16 protein-coding genes are annotated in these 16,939 nt (G+C 73.7%); 9 read left to right on the top strand and 7 right to left on the bottom strand.

Annotated elements, in window-relative coordinates; all coding sequences use genetic code 11:
- From ACZ7RU_RS03610 to ACZ7RU_RS03590, 5 genes are all read left to right on the top strand, one after another.
- Positions 1 to 576 (top strand): elongation factor 1-alpha C-terminal domain-related protein (locus tag ACZ7RU_RS03610; protein WP_470339290.1); only part of this gene is annotated, 576 nt, incomplete at its 5' end.
- A gap of 246 nt (positions 577 to 822) precedes the next feature.
- Complete coding sequence (locus ACZ7RU_RS03605) at positions 823 to 1,986, top strand: aliphatic sulfonate ABC transporter substrate-binding protein (protein WP_470339289.1); 1,164 nt, start codon at positions 823 to 825, stop codon at positions 1,984 to 1,986.
- A gap of 144 nt (positions 1,987 to 2,130) precedes the next feature.
- Positions 2,131 to 2,934 (top strand): ABC transporter ATP-binding protein, encoded by an 804-nt coding sequence (locus tag ACZ7RU_RS03600; RefSeq protein ID WP_470339288.1) that lies wholly within the window; start codon positions 2,131 to 2,133, stop codon positions 2,932 to 2,934.
- Positions 2,921 to 3,838, top strand: coding sequence for an ABC transporter permease (locus ACZ7RU_RS03595; RefSeq protein ID WP_470339287.1), 918 nt, complete (start codon positions 2,921 to 2,923; stop codon positions 3,836 to 3,838). Before ACZ7RU_RS03600 ends, ACZ7RU_RS03595 begins: the two co-directional genes overlap by 14 nt.
- 10 nt (positions 3,839 to 3,848) lie before the next feature.
- Positions 3,849 to 4,583, top strand: coding sequence for a sirohydrochlorin chelatase (locus ACZ7RU_RS03590; protein ID WP_470339286.1), 735 nt, complete (start codon positions 3,849 to 3,851; stop codon positions 4,581 to 4,583).
- Here the strand turns inward: ACZ7RU_RS03590 and ACZ7RU_RS03585 are convergent.
- The 4 genes from ACZ7RU_RS03585 to ACZ7RU_RS03570 all read right to left on the bottom strand — a co-directional run bounded on the left by ACZ7RU_RS03585 (position 4,573) and on the right by ACZ7RU_RS03570 (position 9,669).
- A complete protein-coding gene (locus ACZ7RU_RS03585) occupies positions 4,573 to 4,785 on the bottom strand; it encodes a hypothetical protein (RefSeq protein ID WP_470339285.1) in 213 nt (70 codons plus the stop codon). The genes ACZ7RU_RS03590 and ACZ7RU_RS03585 overlap by 11 nt on opposite strands.
- A gap of 317 nt (positions 4,786 to 5,102) precedes the next feature.
- Entirely contained in the window at positions 5,103 to 6,812 is a 1,710-nt protein-coding gene (locus ACZ7RU_RS03580; protein WP_470339284.1) for a DEAD/DEAH box helicase, read from the bottom strand.
- 156 nt (positions 6,813 to 6,968) lie between these two features.
- Positions 6,969 to 7,175, bottom strand: coding sequence for a cold-shock protein (locus tag ACZ7RU_RS03575; protein WP_049657493.1), 207 nt, complete (start codon positions 7,173 to 7,175; stop codon positions 6,969 to 6,971).
- A gap of 298 nt (positions 7,176 to 7,473) precedes the next feature.
- Positions 7,474 to 9,669, bottom strand: a complete 2,196-nt coding sequence (locus ACZ7RU_RS03570; protein ID WP_470339283.1) for an MMPL family transporter — start codon at positions 9,667 to 9,669, stop codon at positions 7,474 to 7,476.
- 570 nt (positions 9,670 to 10,239) lie between these two features.
- On the opposite strand from ACZ7RU_RS03570, the gene ACZ7RU_RS03565 reads away from it, so the two are divergent.
- The 3 genes from ACZ7RU_RS03565 (at position 10,240) to ACZ7RU_RS03555 (ending at position 14,714) form a co-directional block, all read left to right on the top strand.
- The gene (locus ACZ7RU_RS03565) at positions 10,240 to 12,474 is read left to right on the top strand and encodes an MMPL family transporter (RefSeq protein WP_470339316.1); all 2,235 of its coding nucleotides are present in this window, start codon (positions 10,240 to 10,242) and stop codon (positions 12,472 to 12,474) included.
- 141 nt (positions 12,475 to 12,615) lie between these two features.
- A complete protein-coding gene (locus tag ACZ7RU_RS03560) occupies positions 12,616 to 13,509 on the top strand; it encodes a phosphotransferase enzyme family protein (RefSeq protein WP_470339282.1) in 894 nt (297 codons plus the stop codon).
- A 173-nt stretch (positions 13,510 to 13,682) separates the two neighbouring features.
- Positions 13,683 to 14,714 (top strand): polysaccharide deacetylase family protein, encoded by a 1,032-nt coding sequence (locus ACZ7RU_RS03555; RefSeq protein WP_470339281.1) that lies wholly within the window; start codon positions 13,683 to 13,685, stop codon positions 14,712 to 14,714.
- A gap of 40 nt (positions 14,715 to 14,754) precedes the next feature.
- On the opposite strand, the gene ACZ7RU_RS03550 is transcribed toward ACZ7RU_RS03555, so the two are convergent.
- Together ACZ7RU_RS03550 and ACZ7RU_RS03545 are read right to left on the bottom strand one after the other, a co-directional pair.
- Positions 14,755 to 15,228: a GNAT family N-acetyltransferase gene (locus ACZ7RU_RS03550; protein ID WP_470339280.1), complete on the bottom strand. Its 474-nt coding sequence runs from the start codon at positions 15,226 to 15,228 to the stop codon at positions 14,755 to 14,757.
- Positions 15,225 to 15,926: an exonuclease domain-containing protein gene (locus ACZ7RU_RS03545; RefSeq protein WP_470339279.1), complete on the bottom strand. Its 702-nt coding sequence runs from the start codon at positions 15,924 to 15,926 to the stop codon at positions 15,225 to 15,227. Before ACZ7RU_RS03545 ends, ACZ7RU_RS03550 begins: the two co-directional genes overlap by 4 nt.
- A gap of 137 nt (positions 15,927 to 16,063) precedes the next feature.
- Here ACZ7RU_RS03545 and ACZ7RU_RS03540 point away from each other — a divergent pair, with 137 nt between their 5' ends.
- The gene (locus ACZ7RU_RS03540) at positions 16,064 to 16,345 is read left to right on the top strand and encodes a PIN domain-containing protein (protein WP_470339278.1); all 282 of its coding nucleotides are present in this window, start codon (positions 16,064 to 16,066) and stop codon (positions 16,343 to 16,345) included.
- A 7-nt stretch (positions 16,346 to 16,352) separates the two neighbouring features.
- Here the strand turns inward: ACZ7RU_RS03540 and ACZ7RU_RS03535 are convergent, their stop codons facing one another.
- Complete coding sequence (locus ACZ7RU_RS03535) at positions 16,353 to 16,868, bottom strand: GNAT family N-acetyltransferase (RefSeq protein ID WP_470339277.1); 516 nt, start codon at positions 16,866 to 16,868, stop codon at positions 16,353 to 16,355.
- Positions 16,869 to 16,939: the final 71 nt, after the last annotated feature.

The following is a 16,939-nucleotide window of genomic DNA, read 5'->3' as shown; positions in this document are numbered from 1 at the left end:
CAACTCGCCTCCGGCGTCCTACACGTCGGCGACACCGTGACCGTCCTGCCCTCCGGCCACACCACCACCGTCGCGGGCATCGACCTACTGGGCCGCGAAGCCGACCTCGCCTGGGCTCCGCAGTCGGTCACGGTCCGTCTCACCGACGACCTCGACGTCTCCCGCGGCGACCTCATCACCGCCGGTCCCGCCCCCACGCCGACCAAGGACATCGAAGCCACCGTCAGCCACCTCAACGAACGCCCCCTGCGCGCCGGCGACAAGGTCCTCCTCAAACACACCACCCGCACCGTCCGGGCCCTGGTCAAGGAGATCACCTACCGCATCGACATCGACACACTCGAACAGCGCTCCGGCAGCGACGGGCTGAACGTCAACGACATCGGCCACATCGTCCTGCGCACCGCCGAACCGCTCGCGCTCGACGACTACCGCACCAACCGTCGTACCGGCTCGTTCCTGCTCATCGACCCGGCCGACGGCACCACCCTCACCGCCGGCATGGCGGGCGAAGCGTTCGACACCGTACGCACCACGGAAGCACCCGACGCACTCGACGAGGAGGACTGGGTCTGATGCCCAGCGAGGCGTTCTCGGACATGGACAAGGAAGGCGGCCGCATCGGCAGCGGCGTGCTCGGCAGCGGCCAGGGCGGCCTGACCCGATGTGCGGGCCGACAGGGCTGAGAACGCCCTGTCACCGGGCTGTCTTTCCCCCACAGCCGCCCGGCTTGCCCCGGCACACCGCTGCCGCGCGCACCACCTTCCCGTACCTTCCGTCCGAGACCGCCTCCTGACGGTCCGTCCGTGAACAGGACTCACCATGGCACCGAACCCGGCACTCTCGCATACCCCCGTCCGCCCCAACGCCGGACGGATCAGACGCTCCGCCGCCGCCGCCGCGGCGGGGCTGACCGCGGTGGCCCTGCTGTCCGCCTGCGGCTACGGCTCCAAGGCCGACGACAAGTCCTCCGACGCCAAGGCCAACACCGCGGCCACCGCCGGGGGTTCCGAGGCGAAGCTGTCCGCGGACACGGTGAAGATCGGCTACTTCGCGAACCTCACCCACGGCACGCCGCTGGTCGGCCTGCAAGAGGGCCTCTTCCAGAAGGAACTGGGCTCCACCCAGGTCAAGACCCAGGTCTTCAACGCCGGACCCGCCGAGATCGAGGCACTGAACGCCGGATCGATCGACATCGGCTGGATCGGCCCCTCCCCCGCGATCAACGGCTACACCAAGTCCGACGGCAAGTCCCTGAAGATCATCGGCGGTTCGGCCTCCGGCGGCGTCAAGCTCGTCGTCAACCCCGACAAGATCGCCTCCCTGGACGACCTCAAGGGCAAGAAGATCGCCACCCCCCAGCTCGGCAACACCCAGGACGTCGCCCTGCTCAACTACCTCGCCGACAAGGGCTACAAGGTCGACGCGGCCTCCGGCGCCGGTGACGTCTCCGTCGTGCGCACCGACAACAAGGTCACCCCCGACGCCTACAAGTCCGGTTCCATCGACGGCGCCTGGGTGCCCGAGCCCACCGCCTCCAAGCTGGTCACCCTCGGCGCGAAGGTCCTGCTCAACGAGAAGGACGTCTGGCCCGACAAGAAGTTCGTGATCACCAACATCATCGTGTCGCAGAAGTTCCTCAAGGAACACCCGGACGTCGTGGAGGCCGTCCTGCGCGGCTCGGTGAAGACCAACGCCTTCATCAAGGCCAACCCGGACAAGGCCAAGGCCGACGCCAACGAGGCGATCAAGAAGGAAGCCGGCAACTCGCTGGACGCCGCCATCCTCGACCCCGCCTGGGCCGACATCGACTTCCTGGACGACCCGCTGGCGAACACCCTCCAGGCCGAGGCCGACCACGCCGTCACCGCCGGGCTCCTCAAGAAGCCGAACCTGACCGGCATCTACGACCTCACCCTGCTGAACAAGGTCCTCGCCGCCCAGGGCCAACCGGCCGTCGCGGACGCCGGACTCGGCGCCAAGTAGCGCCCGCAGCACCGCCGTTCGTCACGACTCCGCGGTCCGGCCCCGCCCGCCCGGTCGATCCCCGATCGATGCCCACCGGAACGGGCGGGGCCCGGACCACGGCCCCGCAGACCTCGACAGACCACTCACGCAGGAGGTGCCCGGATGACCCCGGCACTGACCACCTCGGCGGACGCCCCCGGCGCCGACGCCCGCGGCGGCGCGCCCGCCGTCCGGATCTCGCACGTGCACAAGTCCTTCGGCCGCCCCGGCGCCCAGACCCACGTCCTGGACGACATCACGCTCGACGTCGCCCCCGGCGAGTTCGTCACCCTCCTCGGCGCCTCCGGCTGCGGCAAATCCACCCTCCTCAACCTCGTCGCCGGCCTCGACAAGCCCACCGCAGGCGACATCGAGGTGACCGGCGGACGCCCCGCCCTCATGTTCCAGGAACACGCGCTGTTCCCCTGGCTCACCGCCGGCAAGAACATCGAACTCGCCCTGAAGCTGGCCGGCGTCCCCCGCCCCGAACGCCGCCCCGAAGCCGAACGCCTCCTCGAACTCGTCCGCCTGGGCGGCGCGTACGACAAGCGGGTGCACGAGCTGTCCGGCGGCATGCGCCAGCGCGTGGCGATGGCGCGGGCGCTGGCCCAGGGCAGCAAGGTCCTGCTGATGGACGAACCGTTCGCCGCGCTCGACGCCATCACCCGCGACGTCCTCCACGACGAGATCACCCGCATCTGGGCCGAACGGCAGCTCTCCGTCCTCTTCGTCACCCACAACGTCCGCGAAGCCGTCCGCCTCGCCCAACGCGTCGTCCTGCTCTCCTCCCGCCCCGGCCGCGTCGCCCGCGAATGGCACATAGACCTGCCCCAGCCACGCCGCATCGAATCCACCGGCGTCGCCGACCTGTCCATCGAGATCACCGAAGAACTGCGTGGGGAGATCCGTCGCCATGGCCAGCACTGACACCACCCCCCTCCTCGACAAGACCGACCCGGCCGGGAAGGACCCCGGCGACACCGCCGACGTCGGCGCCGGCCTGGACGCCCTCGACACCGTCACCGCGCAGCGCGGCTCGCTCGGCGAAGCCCTGCGCGGCAAGGCCCTGCCGCCGCTGATCGGCGTGCTCGTCGTCCTCGCGCTGTGGCAGGGGGCGTACAGCCTGGAGCTCACCTCCTCCTACAAGCTGCCCAGCCCGGCGGATGTGTGGCGTTCCGCGCAGGACCTCTGGTACGAGGGCACGCTGCTCTCCATCATCTGGACCAGCGTCTGGCGCGGCCTGTCCGGCTTCCTCCTCGCCGTGGTGATCGGCACCCCGATCGGCCTGGTCGTCGCCCGCATCAAGCCGGTGCGTACCGCGATCGGCCCCGTCCTCCAGGGCCTCCAGTCGCTGCCGTCCGTCGCCTGGGTGCCGGCCGCCGTCATCTGGCTCGGCATCAACGACTCGATGATGTACGCCGTCATCCTCCTCGGCGCCGTCCCCTCCATCGCCAACGGACTCGTCGCCGGCATCGACCAGGTCCCGCCGCTGTTCCTGCGCGCCGGACGCACCATCGGCGCCACCGGGCTCACCGGCGCCCGCCACGTCCTCATCCCGGCCGCTCTCCCCGGCTACCTCGCCGGCCTCAAGCAGGGCTGGGCGTTCTCCTGGCGCTCCCTGATGGCCGCCGAACTCGTCGCCTCCTCCCCCGACCTCGGCCGGGGGCTGGGCCGGTTCCTGGAGGACCAGCGGGAGTTCTCCGACATGTCGGGGGTGCTGCTCGGCATCATCCTCATCCTCTTCGTCGGCATCGCCATCGAGCTGCTGGTGTTCACCCCGGTCGAGCGCCGGGTGCTGCGCAACCGCGGTCTGCTGGCCGCGAGCAAGTGAGGCACCGCTGATGCCCGCCCTCCTCCTGATCGCCCACGGCAGCCGCGACCCGCGCCACGCCGCGACGGTGGCCGCGCTCGTGGAGGAGGTGCGGGCACAGCGGCCCGGCACCGAGGTCGCCACCGCCTACCTGGACCACTGCGCGCCGCGGATCCCGCAGGTGGTCGGACGGACGGCGGACGCGGTGGCGGTGCCGCTGCTGCTCAACCGGGCGTTCCACGCCAAGCACGACATCCCCGCCGCGCTGCGCGCCGCCGGTTCCCGGCTGCCGGTCGCGGACGTGCTCGGCCCCTCGCCCCTGCTGCTCGCCGCCCTGGACCGCCGCCTCGCCGGGGCGGGCCTGGACGTCTCCTCCGCCGCCGTCCGCGCCCGTACCGGCGTGGTGCTCGCCGCCGCGGGCTCCTCCGACCCCGCGGCCGGTGCCGCGACCCGCGCGGTGGCCGCCGAGTGGCGGCGCACCCGCGGCTGGGCCGCCGTCGAGGTCGCCTACGCCTCCGCCGCGGGCCCCCGCGTCCCCGACGCCCTCGCCGCCCTGCGCGCCGCGGGCGCCACCCGTACGGCCGTCGCCCCCTACCTGCTCGCCCCGGGCCTGCTGCCCGACCGCATCGCGGCGGCGGCCGAGGAGTCGGGCGCGGACCTGCTGGCCGATGTCCTCGGCCCCGCCCCCGAACTGGCGGCCCTGCTCCTGGAGCGCTACGACGAGGCCCGCCGCCCGGCGGCGGCCGTCCCGGCGCTCACCGCCTGAGCGACCAGGAGGCCTTGCGGTGCTGGTACTCGGCCACCGCAGCGGTGATCACACCGAGCGGCACCGGTTCGTCCACGTCGGCGATGGCCGCCTCGATCCACTGCCGCACCATGGCGGTCGGCTTCACCCCCCGTTCCCGCGCCCGACGCCGCACCTCGTCCGTCACCGGCTTGGGCCGCCGCAGCGAAGTGGTGGTCGTCACCGGCTCCGCCGCCCCAGGTCGCGGAGCGCTCCGGCACCGAGAAGGTCCTGCGGCACGAGTGGGTGGGCGTGCTGCGGACCGGCCAGCACGTGCTGCCGGCCACCGAGGGCCTGCATCTGGTCGTGATGTCCCCGCGCGACGCCGACACCGAGCAGCGACTGCGCCGTTGGCCACGGCCCCGGCCACGGCCACGGCGGGGACGGAATCCGCGCCGACGCCGACGGCGGTGTGACCCGGCGGGCCGTTCCGGCCGGAACGAGCACGGCCCGGCTCCCCCGTGCGAGGGGGAGCCGGGCCGTCGCCGGTGCGCGCGGGCGTCAGTCCGCCTTGCGGCGCTGGCGGCCGGTGCCGTAGTTGGAGCCGGACTTGGAGCCGCTGCCGGGCTTGGCGCGCCCCGAGGAGCGGCCGATGAACCCGGCCGCCTGCGGGCGCTCGCCCTGGGCGGCGGCGCCGAGGCGCTGCTTGGGGCGGGGGCGGCGCGGGTTGCCGTTCATGTCGACGTCGGTGGGCAGCCCGGAGCGCTTGCCGGGCCGGCGGCGCGGGGCGCCGGACTTGGCCCCGGCGGGCTTGTCGGCGCCGGCCTGGGCATCGCCGGACGCGCCCTGGTCCGCGGGGACCGGCACGGCCAGCGTCACCGGGACGCCGCTGGGCGTGCGGGCGCCGGTGATCCGGGCCAGGTCGGCGTCGCCCGGGCGGATCTTGGTGACGGTCGGGCGGATGCCGGCCACCGTCATCAGCCGGTTGACCTCGCGGCGCTGCTCGGGCAGCACCAGGGTGACGACCGTCCCGGACTCGCCGGCCCGGGCGGTGCGGCCGCCACGGTGCAGGTAGTCCTTGTGGTCGATCGGCGGGTCGACGTTGACGACCAGGTCCAGGCCGTCGATGTGGATGCCGCGGGCGGCGACGTTGGTGGCGATCAGCGCGGTGACGTGGCTGTCCCGGAACTGGTCCAGGACCCGGTTGCGCTGCGGCTGGGACTTGCCGCCGTGCAGGGCGGCGGCCTTCACGCCGTTGGCGAGCAGCTGCTTGGCCAGCCGGTCGGCGCCGTGCTTGGTGTGCACGAACATGATCACGCGGCCGTCGCGGGAGGCGATGTGCGCGGTGGCGGAGACCTTGTCGGCCGCCTCCAGCTGGAGGACGTGGTGGTCCATGGTGGTGACCGCGCCGGCCGAGGGGTCGACCGAGTGGGTCACCGGGTCGGTCAGGAAGCGCTTGACCAGCCGGTCGACGTTGCGGTCCAGGGTGGCGGAGAACAGCATCCGCTGCCCGCCCTCGGCGACCTGCTCCAGCAGCTTGCTGACCTGCGGCAGGAAGCCCATGTCGGCCATCTGGTCGGCCTCGTCGAGGACCGTGATCGCGACGTCGGACAGGTTGACGTCGCCGCGCCCGATCAGGTCGTCCAGTCGGCCGGGGGTGGCCACCAGCACCTCGGTGCCGCGGCGCACGGCGTTGGCCTGCCGGTTGATCGACATGCCGCCGACGACGGTGGTGATCCGCAGGTTGACGGCGGTGGCGTACGGGGTGAGCGCCTCGGTGACCTGCTGGGCCAGCTCGCGGGTCGGCACCAGGACGAGCGCCAGCGGGTGGCGGGCGTCGGCGCGGCGACCGGCGGTACGGGCGAGCAGCGGCAGGCCGAAGGCCAGGGTCTTGCCGGAGCCGGTGCGGCCGCGGCCGAGCACGTCGCGCCCGGCGATCGAGTCGGGCAGCGTGGCGGCCTGGATCGGGAACGGCGCGGTGACGCCCTCGCGGGTGAGCGCGGAGAGGATCGCCTTGGGCAGTTCGAGCTCGCCGAAGGACTCCGCCGGGGGCCGGGCCGGGGTGCCCTGGACCACGGTGAAGTCGGCGGCCTCGGGAACGGCGGCGGGGCGGTTCTGCTTGGGGGCGCCGGCGCGGCTGCGGGCCTTGCGCGGGCGGTCGCCGCCGACGGGGCGGTCGCCGCCGGCGGAGCGGCCGGCCTGGCCGGTGCGGCGGGACTGGTCGGTGGTGCGGGGGCCGCGGTCGCGCGGCGGGCGGGCAGGGGTGGTCATGGGATCTCCGTCCGTCGGTCTACAGCCCGGGACGCGGGCTGGGTCGGCCGTCGGGAGAGGTTCGCCGCCCCGGCCGTACGGCGGCATGAGCGGGGGCCCGCACCTTGCGGTGCGGGCCCCCGCTTCGCGATGATCGCGAGTCAGCTGGAGCTGACGTCAGCCGATGATCTGGATGTTCTCGGCCTGCGGGCCCTTCTGGCCCTGGGTCACGTCGAACTCGACCTTCTGGCCCTCGAACAGCTCACGGAAGCCCTGAGCCACGATGTTCGAGTAGTGGGCGAACACGTCAGCGCCGCCACCGTCCTGCTCGATGAAGCCGAAGCCCTTTTCGCTGTTGAACCACTTCACGGTGCCGGTAGCCATAACCGTCTCCTCTAACTGGGGCATCAGGGATCCACACCTCGTGGACCCCCAAGTAGCCGCGATCCCCATCCGGAGACTGAAACACCGGACAAAACAAATGCGCCTGGCGGTTGGAACCAGCAGGCGCACACCACGTTCATGGGAACCAAAACTGCAACTGCTTCGACTGTAGCACGGCGCCACCCCGGTTGACCGGGGACTTTCCCGCCCCGTAGATCACGTTTGGCGGCTCCGCAAAACGGGCAAGCGGCGCCCCGCCGAAGCGGGGCGCCGCCTGTTCGTAACCGACCCGGCCGGGTCAGCGCCGGCCGGCCGGCTCCGGCACCCCGTGGGTGCCGGACAGCGGGGCCGGGCCCTCGCCGTGGCCGCCGCCGTGGCCGTGCCCGGGGCGGTCCGCGTGGCCGGGCCACCAGGCCTTGTTGCCGATCAGCGCGGTGAGCGCCGGGGTGAAGAACATCGCCATCACGAAGGCCGCCAGGATGATGCCGAAGGCCATCGCGAAACCGAACTCCAGCATGAAGACGTTGCCCGCGAGCATGAAGGTCGCGAAGGACGCCGCCAGGATGAAGCCGGCCGCCGCGACGGTCGGGCCGCCGTGGCGCAGCGCCTCGCGCGCCGCCTCGCGCGGGCTGCGGCCCTCCCGGGCCTCCTCGCGGAGGCGGGCGATGATCAGGATGTTGTAGTCGGTGCCGATCGCCACCACGAAGAGGTAGATGAGGATCGGCAGCATGAACATCAGGCCGGTCTCGCCGCCGAGGTTCTGGAAGAGCAGCGTGGCGGCACCGAGGGTGGCGGTGAAGCCGAGGCCGACCGAGGCCATCAGGTACCAGGGGGCGACGACGCTGCGCAACTGCAGGCCGAGGATGAGCAGGATCAGCAGACCCGCGATCGGGAAGACCAGCTTGTAGTCGTGGGTCATCGCGAGGTTGATGTCCTTGTAGACGGCGGTCAGGCCGCCGACCTTCGCCTCGGTCCCGGCCGGTGCCTGGCCGTGCGCGACCTCACGGAGCTGCGTGAGGGTGTCGATCGCCTCGTTGCTGTCCGGCTTGTGGGTGAGCGTGACGGTGAAGTCGGCCGTCGCGCCGTCCGCGCTGAGCTGGGGCTTCGGCGCGGCCTGGGCCACTCCGGACACCGCGCCGAGCTTGGCGGCGTAGGGCTCGAACGCGCCCGGGTCGAGCTTGGCACCGCCGGTGTTGGTCAGGAAGACGTGGGTCGGGTCGGCCGCACCGGCGGAGAAGCCGTTGATCATCTTGTCCTGGACGACCATCGACTCCTTCTCCTTGGGCATGGAGCTGCCCGCCAGGTCGAAGGTGCCGTTGTAGCCCAGGGCGCCGGCGGACAGCGCCAGCAGCACGCCGCCGGACGCGAGGGCGACCACTGCGGGGCGCTTCTGCACCATCCGGCCGAGCGCGGCGAAGCGCGCGTCGTTCGGCTCCCGCATCCACTTCTTGCCGGGCCAGAACACGGCACGGGCCGGGATGACCGCGAGCAGGGCGGGGGCCAGGGTGAGCGAGGCGAAGGCGGTGACCACCACGGCGATGGCCAGCGCGGGGCCGAGAGCCTTGAACATGCCCAGGCTGGAGAGGATCAGCACGGCGAACGCGACGGTGACCGCGCCGGCGGCGGAGGCGATCGCCTCGCCGACCCGGCCGACCGCACTGGCCACGGCCTCCTTGCGGTCGTCCCCGGCCCGCAGCCGCTCGCGGTAGCGGAACGCCAGGAAGAGGAAGTAGTCCGTGCCGACGCCGAGCACGACGACGATCAGGATCGCCGAGAGGATCGGGGTGGTTTCGAGGCCGAACGCCTTGGTGGCATGGTTGATCAGGCCGTTGGAGGTCGGCATGGCGACCACGAGCGAGACCAGGAGCGGCAGGATGCCGGCCAGGATGCTGCGGAAGATGAGCCCGACGATGATCGCGACCAGAACGATCGTCGCCATCCCGATGAGGGCGTCGGCCGAGCCGGAGGCCTCCTGCTGGTCCAGCGACTGGGCGGCGGCGCCGCCGAGCTGGAACTTGACGTCGGTGCCCGCGGCAAGCGCCTTGCCCTCCTCGCGGAGGTGCTTGGCGACGTCGCCGAACGCCTTGGGGTCCTGCTGCTTGGACTTGTCGACGGCTATCGGCGCGAGCGCGTACTTGCCGTCCTTGGACGTGGTCTGCTCACCGACCGGGATGATCTTCTCGACCGCCTCGATCTTCTTGTCCGTGAGGCCCTGGACGATCTTGGCCATCGCCGCCTTGTCGGCGTCGTTCAGCGCGTTGCCGTCGTTGCGCTCGAACAGTGCCAGCGCGGACGGCGTGAAGCTGGCCGGGAACGCCTGCTCCTGGAGCTGCGCCGCCTGGATGGATTCGTAGTGCTTGGGCAGGAATGCGGCTTCGTCGGTCTGCGAGGTGATCTTCGGCGCCGTGGCGACGATGGCGATCATCGCGACGACCCATGCGGCGATCACCCACCACGCACGGCGAACGACGAATTGTCCTAGTCGGTGGAACATGCTCGATGCCTCCTGGGCATGGTTCACCGCAGCCCTTGGGGGACGGGACGCTGGGCGACGGCAGGGCCGGCTCGGGGAATGCCCGCGGGCACCCCCTTGCCGGTCGGCAGGTAAGTGGATCTGGGGCATCATCCTACGAGCACTTGCTTGCCGCCCGGCAAGGAGCCCCCGTCTGCTTCAACCCCCGTCGGGCCACCACGAAGCGGCCCCGACCCAGTCTCCCCCGGGCGCGCCCCCGTCGACCTCGTGCTCCGGGTGGAGCCTTCTCCCCCTCAGGGTGGAGACGCACCCCCTACCCCCTGGGAGGAGATCTCGGGGTCACGGGGTAGGGAGAACCCCACCCCGGCCCCGGGGAGAGCACCAGGAGACGGCCACCCGCCAGCCGGATTACCCGTCAGACCCCGCTTCCCTACCGTCGGTCGGGACGCCGGACCGCACCCGGCGAACCGCAACCGGCGCCCGCCCCCACCCAGGGCCGCCGCCGCTCCCGTCCGGCGACCACCGCCGATCTCCCAGGGGGGAAGAACCACCGTGAAGCCCGTGAAGTCCAGACCCGGCCTGGCGGCCGCGATGGGCGCCTGGAGCGCCCGGCACCGCAGGACCGCCGTGTTCGGCTGGCTGCTCTTCGTCGTCCTGACCGCCGCGCTCGGCAGCCTGCACGGCAGCACCAGGATCACCGACGCCGAGCAGGTCCCCGGCCAGGTCTCCCGGGCCGCGCGGATCCTCGACGAGGCCGGGCTGAAGAGCCCGGCCGGCGAGACCGTCCTGGTCCAGAGCGCCACCCGCGGCGCCGACGACCCGGAGTTCCGCACCGCCGTCGGCCAGGTGATCGCCGCTGTGACCGGCACCGGCGAGGCCGCCGAGGTCCGCTCGCCGTACGACACCGGGGCGGTCTCCGCGGACGGCCACTCCGTCCTGGTGACGCTGACGCTCAAGGGCGACCCCGCGACCGCGCCGGACCGCGTCCAGCCGGTGCTGGACGCGGTGACCGGCGTGCAGCGGCAGCACCCCGGCCTGACCGTGGTCCAGCTCGGCGACGCCAGCTCCGGCAAGTGGATGCAGGACCAGCTCGGGAACGACTTCGCCCGCGCCGAGTGGACGGCCGTGCCGCTCGCCCTCGGCATCCTGCTGGTCGCCTTCGGCGCGCTGGTCGCCGCCGTCCTGCCGGTGGTGCTCGCGCTCACCGCCTTCGTCGCCGCCGCCGGACTGGTCGCCCTCGGCAGCGGGTTCGTGCACACCAGCGGCGACGCGAGTTCGGTGATGCTGCTGGTCGGCCTCGCCGTCGGCGTCGACTACTGCCTCTTCTACCTGCGCCGCGAACGCGAGGAGCGGGCCGCCGGGCGCGACGCCGCCACCGCGCTGGCCGTGGCCGCCGCCACCAGCGGCCGGGCCGTGCTGGTCTCCGGCGTCACCGTGGTGGTCGCCATGGCCGGCATGTTCCTCACCGGCATCGCCACCTTCGAGGCGATGGCCTTCGCCACCATCGTGGTCGTGATCACCGCCGTGCTCGGCTCGCTCACCGTGCTGCCCGCACTGCTGTCGATGCTCGGCGACCGGGTCGAGAAGGGCCGGATCCCGCTCCTCGCCAGGCTGCGCCGCCCGCAGGGCGCACCGGACGGCGGACGGTTCTGGAACGCGGTGCTGACCCCGGTGCTGCGCCACCCGCTGGCCGCCACCCTGCTCGCCGGTGCGTTCCTGCTGGCCGTGGCCGCGCCGCTGCTCACCATGCACACCGCCAAGCTGACCTTCCAACAGCAGCTGCCCGAGGGCAACGCGCTGGTCGCCGCCTCGCAGCGGATCGAGGCCGCCTTCCCCGGCAGCCCCGCCCCCGCCACCGTGGTGGTCAAGGCCGCCGACATCGACTCCCCCGCAATGACCGCGGCGATCGCCGACCTCAAGGCCAGGGCACTGGCTAGCGGGCGGATGCACGGCCCGGTCGCGGTCACCGTGCACCCCGAACGGAACGTGGCCACCGTCGACGTCCCGCTCAACGGCACCGGCAACGACGCCACCAGCAACGAGGCCCTGAGGAGCCTGCGCGAGGACCTGCTGCCCGCCACCGTGCTCAAGGTGCCCGGCACCGAGGCCCCGGTCGCCGGCCAGACCGCCGCCTCGTACGACTTCAACCGGAGGATGACCGACTCGATGCCGCTGGTCCTCGGCTTCGTGGTCGTCCTCGCCTTCCTGCTGATGCTCACCTCGTTCCGCTCCCCGGTCGTCGCGGCCACCGCCGTGGTTCTCAACCTGCTCTCGGTGGGCGCCGCGTACGGGGTGCTGACGCTGGTCTTCCAGCACGGCGTGGGCGCCTCGCTGCTGGGCACCGCCGGGGTCGGCGCGGTGGAGTCCTGGGTGCCGCTGTTCCTCTTCGTGATCCTCTTCGGGCTCTCGATGGACTACCACGTCTTCGTGGTCTCCCGGATCAAGGAGGGCCACGACCGCGGCCTGCCGACCAGGGACGCGGTCGCCCACGGCATCCGCTCCACGGCCGGGGTGGTCACCAGCGCCGCGGTGATCATGGTGGGGGTGTTCTCGGTCTTCGGCTCGCTGTCCATGCAGGTGATGAAGCAGATGGGGGTGGGCCTGGCGGTCGCGGTGCTGATCGACGCCACGGTGATCCGCGCGGTGCTGCTGCCCTCGGTGATGACCCTGCTGGGCGACCGCAACTGGTACCTGCCGCGCTGGCTGAACCGGCTGCCGGACCTCTCGCACGGCGGGTCCCTCCCGCCGGCCGGCGCCGACCAGGCCCCGCCCGCCGGGCCGACCGGTCCGGCGGAGGGGGCGCGCCACCGCCGGGCCGGGGTCTGAGCCTCCCGGACGCCGCCGCCCCAGACCCGTTCGACGCGTCCGACGCCGGGCCCCGCAGCGCGCGGGGCCCGGCGTCCGTGCGTCATGATGATCACCGTCCGGAGTCCCCCGGATGAACGTCGGCGGAACGGAACCCCTGTCATGATCCCCTTCGACGAGGGCCGCGCCCGGCTGCTGCTGGCCCGGGCCTGCGAGTCGGCCGGGCTGGCCGCCCCCGACGGGGCCGCACTGCTCGCGCTCGGCGAGAACGCCGTCTTCGACCTCGGAGACCCGGCCGTGGTCGCCAAGGTCGGCCGCGGCCCCGAGCTGTACGACCGGGCGCACCGCGAGCTGGCCCTCGCCCACTGGCTGGCCGGACAGGACGTGCCGGTGGTCCGCCCGTACACCGCGGTGGCGCCCGAGCCGCAGCTGGCCGACGGCCACCCGGTCACCTTCTGGCGCCGGCTCCCGCCCGCCGTCCGGCCCGCCCGCCCCGCCGACCTCGCCCCGCTGCTGCGCGCCCTGCACCGGCTGCCGCTGCCGCCCTTCACACTCGGCCGGCGCGACCTGCTGGCCCCGGTCGAACGCTGGCTGGCCTCCGCCGAGGGCCATGTCGACCCCGCGGACGTCGCCTTCCTGCGCCACCGCCGGGACGCCTTCGCCGCCGCGCTGCCCGACCTCGTCCCGCAGCTGCACCCCGGGATGATCCACGGCGACGCGCTGCCGCGCAACGTCCACATCGGCCCGGACGGCCCGGTGCTGCTCGACCTGGAGTTCATGGCGAACGACCTGCGCGAGCACGACCTGGTGGTCCTCGCGCTCAGCCAGGACCGGTACGGCGTTCCCGCCGAGGAGTACCGCGCGTTCACCGGGGCGTACGGCTGGGACGTGCGCGAGTGGCCCGGCTTCACGGTGCTGCGCGGCGCCCGGGAGACCGCCAGCGCCTCCTGGGTGGCGCAGCAGGCGGCCAGCAACCCGGCCGCGCTGAAGGAGTTCCGGCGCCGGGTCGACTCGCTGCGGGACGGGGCCGCCGAGGTGCGCTGGTACCCGTTCTGACGGCCCTCCCCGTTACCCCCGGCGGCGCCGGGCCGCCACCGGGGGGAGTGTGAGAAGGCTCTTACGGCGGGCCGGTCCGGCCCGCAACCGGCGAACGTACGATCGGCGTCCTGTCGGACAGTCGTCCTGACCCGAGAGACCGGCACCGCACTCGTACCTCAGGAGCCGCCGCCATGCACCGGACCGCCCGCCGCCCCTGCGCCCCGACCCGACCGTCCCGATCCCGGCTCCGGCTGCTCACGGGCACGGTCGCGGTGGCCGCCGCCCTGGGGCTGGCCGCGTGCGGGACGGCCGACGGGGCGCTCCGGCCGCCGAGCGCGGCCGCGCCGTCCGGGACGCCGTCACCGGCCACCGCCCGGCCGAGCGGGACGGCGGCGACCGCCGTCGCGCCGGCTCCCGGCTCGGACGCCGTGCCGCCGGGCGGCGCGAACTCCCCGTCCGCCGCCCCCGCCACCTCGGCGGTGCCGCCCAGGCCGACGCCGAGCCCGTCCGCGGCCACGGCCTCCGCCGTGCCCACCACGCCCACCGCTCCCGGCACGCCGACCACCCCGACCGCGCCCTCCGCCGAACCGTCCACGCCCGCGGCGCCGCCCCCGCACACCGGGGCGGGCACCGTGATCGGCTCCACCGCCTCCGGCGGGCGCACCGTCGCGCTCACCTTCGACGACGGCCCCGGGCCGGCCACCGGCCAGATCCTCGACCTGCTGGCCCAGTACCGCGTCAAGGCCACCTTCTGCCAGATCGGCCAGAACGCCGCCGCCAACCCGGCCGTGGTCAAGCGCGTCCTGGCCGCCGGGCACCGGCTCTGCGACCACAGCGTCCACCACCCGCAGCCGTTCGCGAAGCTCCCGCACGACCGGGCCGGATACGAGATCACCGCCGCCCGGAACATGATCGTCCAGGCGGGCGGCCCCGGGACCGAGGTCCGCTGGTTCCGCGCCCCGGGCGGCGGCTTCGACGCCGACAACGAGCAGATCACCGCGAACCTCGGGATGTCCTCGCTCGGCTGGTCCGTCGACCCGCGCGACTGGGCGCGCCCGGGGGTGCCGGCCATCGTCTCGGCCGTGCAGAAGCAGCTCAGGCCCGGCGGCGTGGTCCTGATGCACGACGGGGGCGGCGACCGCAGCCAGACCGTGGCCGCGCTCCGGCAGCTGCTGCCCTGGCTGGTCGCCCAGGGGTACACCTTCGACTTCCCGGCGGCATAGCCCTCCTGTCGGGACCCCGTCCCGACGTCCGGTGGGCCCGTCAGGCCAGGACGAGCCGGTAGACCTGCCGGGAGCCGCCCTCCGGGCCCGGGTCGGCGGCCTCGGCCGGGGCGAAGCCCAGCCGCTCGTAGAAGACCCGGGCGCCGCTCGCCACCGCGCCCGGGTGATCCGGGCCGAAGGTCACCACCTCGACGGTGGCCGGGCCCCGGACGTGGCGGCGCAGGGCGTCCTCGACCAGGGCACGGCCGATGCCGGTGCCCCGGGCGCGCCCGGCGACGACCAGCCAGTGCAGGCGGTGGGGCCCCGGGCCGCCGACGCCGAACGGCAGGCCGCCGAGCAGCCCCGCGACGCCCTGGCCGTCCTCGGCGACGGTGGCCAGGCCGCGGGCGACGCTGTTCTCCACCGCGCGGTGGAAGCCCGGTTCGGCGACCATCGGGCCGAACCAGTGCTCGACCTCGGCGGCGAGGGCGAGGAAGCCGGGCAGGTCCGCGGGGCGGGCCGGGCGTACCGTCACCGGGCAGGCCAGCGCGGGTCGACCACCGCCTGGGGGTCCTTGCCGCGGCGCAGCCAGGCCTGGAGGCCCTCGGCCCACTGCCGGTACCAGTCGACCTGGCGCCGGTGCAGTTCGGCGGGGGCCACCGCCCCGACCTCGGCCGGGTAGCGGTCGGCCAGCGCGACGGCGACCCGGACGGCGGCCAGCGCGTCGCTGCCCGCCTCGTGGGCGTCCGTCAGCTCCACCCCGTACAGCTCGCAGACCCGTTGCAGGGTGCGGGAGCCCTTGCGGTACCTGTCCACGGCCCGGTCGATGACCAGCGCGTCCAGCACCGGCCCGACCGGCCGGCCCAGGCGCTCGGCGAGCGTCTCCAGCCCGTGCCTCCTCAGCTCGGCGTCGAGCAGCGACAGGTCGAACGGCGCGTTGAACGCCACCACCGGCCGCCCGGCGGCGATCCGTTCGCACAGCGCGGCGGCTATCTCGTCCACCGCCCCCTTCGCCGGCCTGCCCTTGCTCCGCGCCACCGCGTCCCCGATCCCGTGGATCGCCTCCGCCTCGGCGGGTATCGGCACCCCCGGGTCGATCAGCCAGTGGGCGGCTCCCACCCGGGCGGCTCCGACGGTGTCCACGAGGGCGGCCGTGACGATGCGGTCCACGGCCGGGTCGGTGCCCGTGGTCTCCAGGTCGAAGCCGACCAGTGGCTGCTGCCACCAGCTCATCAGATGTGTCCTTCCGTCCTTCGCTCGAAAACAGCCCCCATCATCACCCGCCCCACCGACAGAGCCGCCCGCGGGGAGCCCGGCCCGCCTGTCCGACGGGCCTGGGCTTGTCCTCGGACCGAACGGAGGAGCCGCCCATGGGCACCGCCCCGAACCTGCCCGTGCCCCCTCACCGCCCGGACGAGTCCCGCCCTCTGCGGACGGTCGGAGAGATCCGCGCCTCCCTGCCCGAAGACCGGGCACAGCACTTCGACGCCGAGCTCGCCGGCACCGACATCGACGCGCTCCCGGCGAGCGTCGAGCCGCCCGATGCCCTGATCGCGGCCACGGCGACCGCGAACGGCTGGACGCTCGTCAGCCGCGACGTCGAGCACCTGGCACGGGCCGGTGCGACCGTACCGAATCCGTGGACCTGCTGAGCGGCCGTCAGCGCCCGCTGCGGGCCCGCACGGGGCGTCGGACTGTCGCACGATCCGGGGTGGTCGCGGGGGCGGGGGCCGGGCGGTACAGGTGGACGTCGACCGCGTCCTGGTGGACGGCGGTGAAGCCGTGCCGCTCGTACAGCCGCCGGGCGGCGCTGCCGCGCAGGACGACGAGGTGCACCGGCTCCCCGGCGGCGTCGGCCTCGGCGAGGAGGTGGCGCAGCACGGCGGTGCCGAGGCCGCGGCCCTGAAGGTGCGGGGCCAGGTAGAACATCTCCAGGTGGCGCCCGCCGCGCCCGTCGGGGCGGACGGTGACGGAGCCCGCGAAGGACCCTTCGACCAGCAGCACAGAGGTCCACCGGGTGGAGAAGGAGTCCGCCACCCGGCGGCGGGAGCGGTCCGGGTCCCAGCGGCCGAGGCGTTCCAGGTCGGCGCGCATGACCTGGTCCTTGAGGTCGGTGACGCGTTCGAGGTCGTCGGGCGCGGCGGGTTCCAGGGTCCAGACGGGGAGCGTGTTCACGGCCCGCAGTCTGGCAGCGCTCGCACCGCCCCGACCAGGGTTCTTCTCAGGATGCGGGCGGCGGCGGCCGG

The sequence above is a fragment of the Kitasatospora sp. NPDC114501 genome, assembly GCF_055633695.1.
This window is presented reverse-complemented; position numbering and strand designations above follow the sequence as displayed.

Bases quoted from the DNA above. Each gene is read 5' to 3' on its own strand.
- ACZ7RU_RS03595 (WP_470339287.1), top strand. From the start codon at position 2,921: ATGGCCAGCACTGACACCACCCCCCTCCTCGACAAGACCGACCCGGCC.
- ACZ7RU_RS03565 (WP_470339316.1), top strand. From the start codon at position 10,240: ATGGGCGCCTGGAGCGCCCGGCACCGCAGGACCGCCGTGTTCGGCTGG.
- ACZ7RU_RS03575 (WP_049657493.1), bottom strand. From the start codon at position 7,175: ATGGCTACCGGCACCGTGAAGTGGTTCAACAGCGAAAAGGGCTTCGGC.
- ACZ7RU_RS03560 (WP_470339282.1), top strand. From the start codon at position 12,616: ATGATCCCCTTCGACGAGGGCCGCGCCCGGCTGCTGCTGGCCCGGGCC.
- ACZ7RU_RS03570 (WP_470339283.1), bottom strand. From the start codon at position 9,669: ATGTTCCACCGACTAGGACAATTCGTCGTTCGCCGTGCGTGGTGGGTG.
- ACZ7RU_RS03540 (WP_470339278.1), top strand. From the start codon at position 16,064: ATGGGCACCGCCCCGAACCTGCCCGTGCCCCCTCACCGCCCGGACGAG.
- ACZ7RU_RS03605 (WP_470339289.1), top strand. From the start codon at position 823: ATGGCACCGAACCCGGCACTCTCGCATACCCCCGTCCGCCCCAACGCC.
- ACZ7RU_RS03545 (WP_470339279.1), bottom strand. From the start codon at position 15,926: ATGAGCTGGTGGCAGCAGCCACTGGTCGGCTTCGACCTGGAGACCACG.
- ACZ7RU_RS03590 (WP_470339286.1), top strand. From the start codon at position 3,849: ATGCCCGCCCTCCTCCTGATCGCCCACGGCAGCCGCGACCCGCGCCAC.
- ACZ7RU_RS03555 (WP_470339281.1), top strand. From the start codon at position 13,683: ATGCACCGGACCGCCCGCCGCCCCTGCGCCCCGACCCGACCGTCCCGA.
- ACZ7RU_RS03580 (WP_470339284.1), bottom strand. From the start codon at position 6,812: ATGACCACCCCTGCCCGCCCGCCGCGCGACCGCGGCCCCCGCACCACC.
- ACZ7RU_RS03600 (WP_470339288.1), top strand. From the start codon at position 2,131: ATGACCCCGGCACTGACCACCTCGGCGGACGCCCCCGGCGCCGACGCC.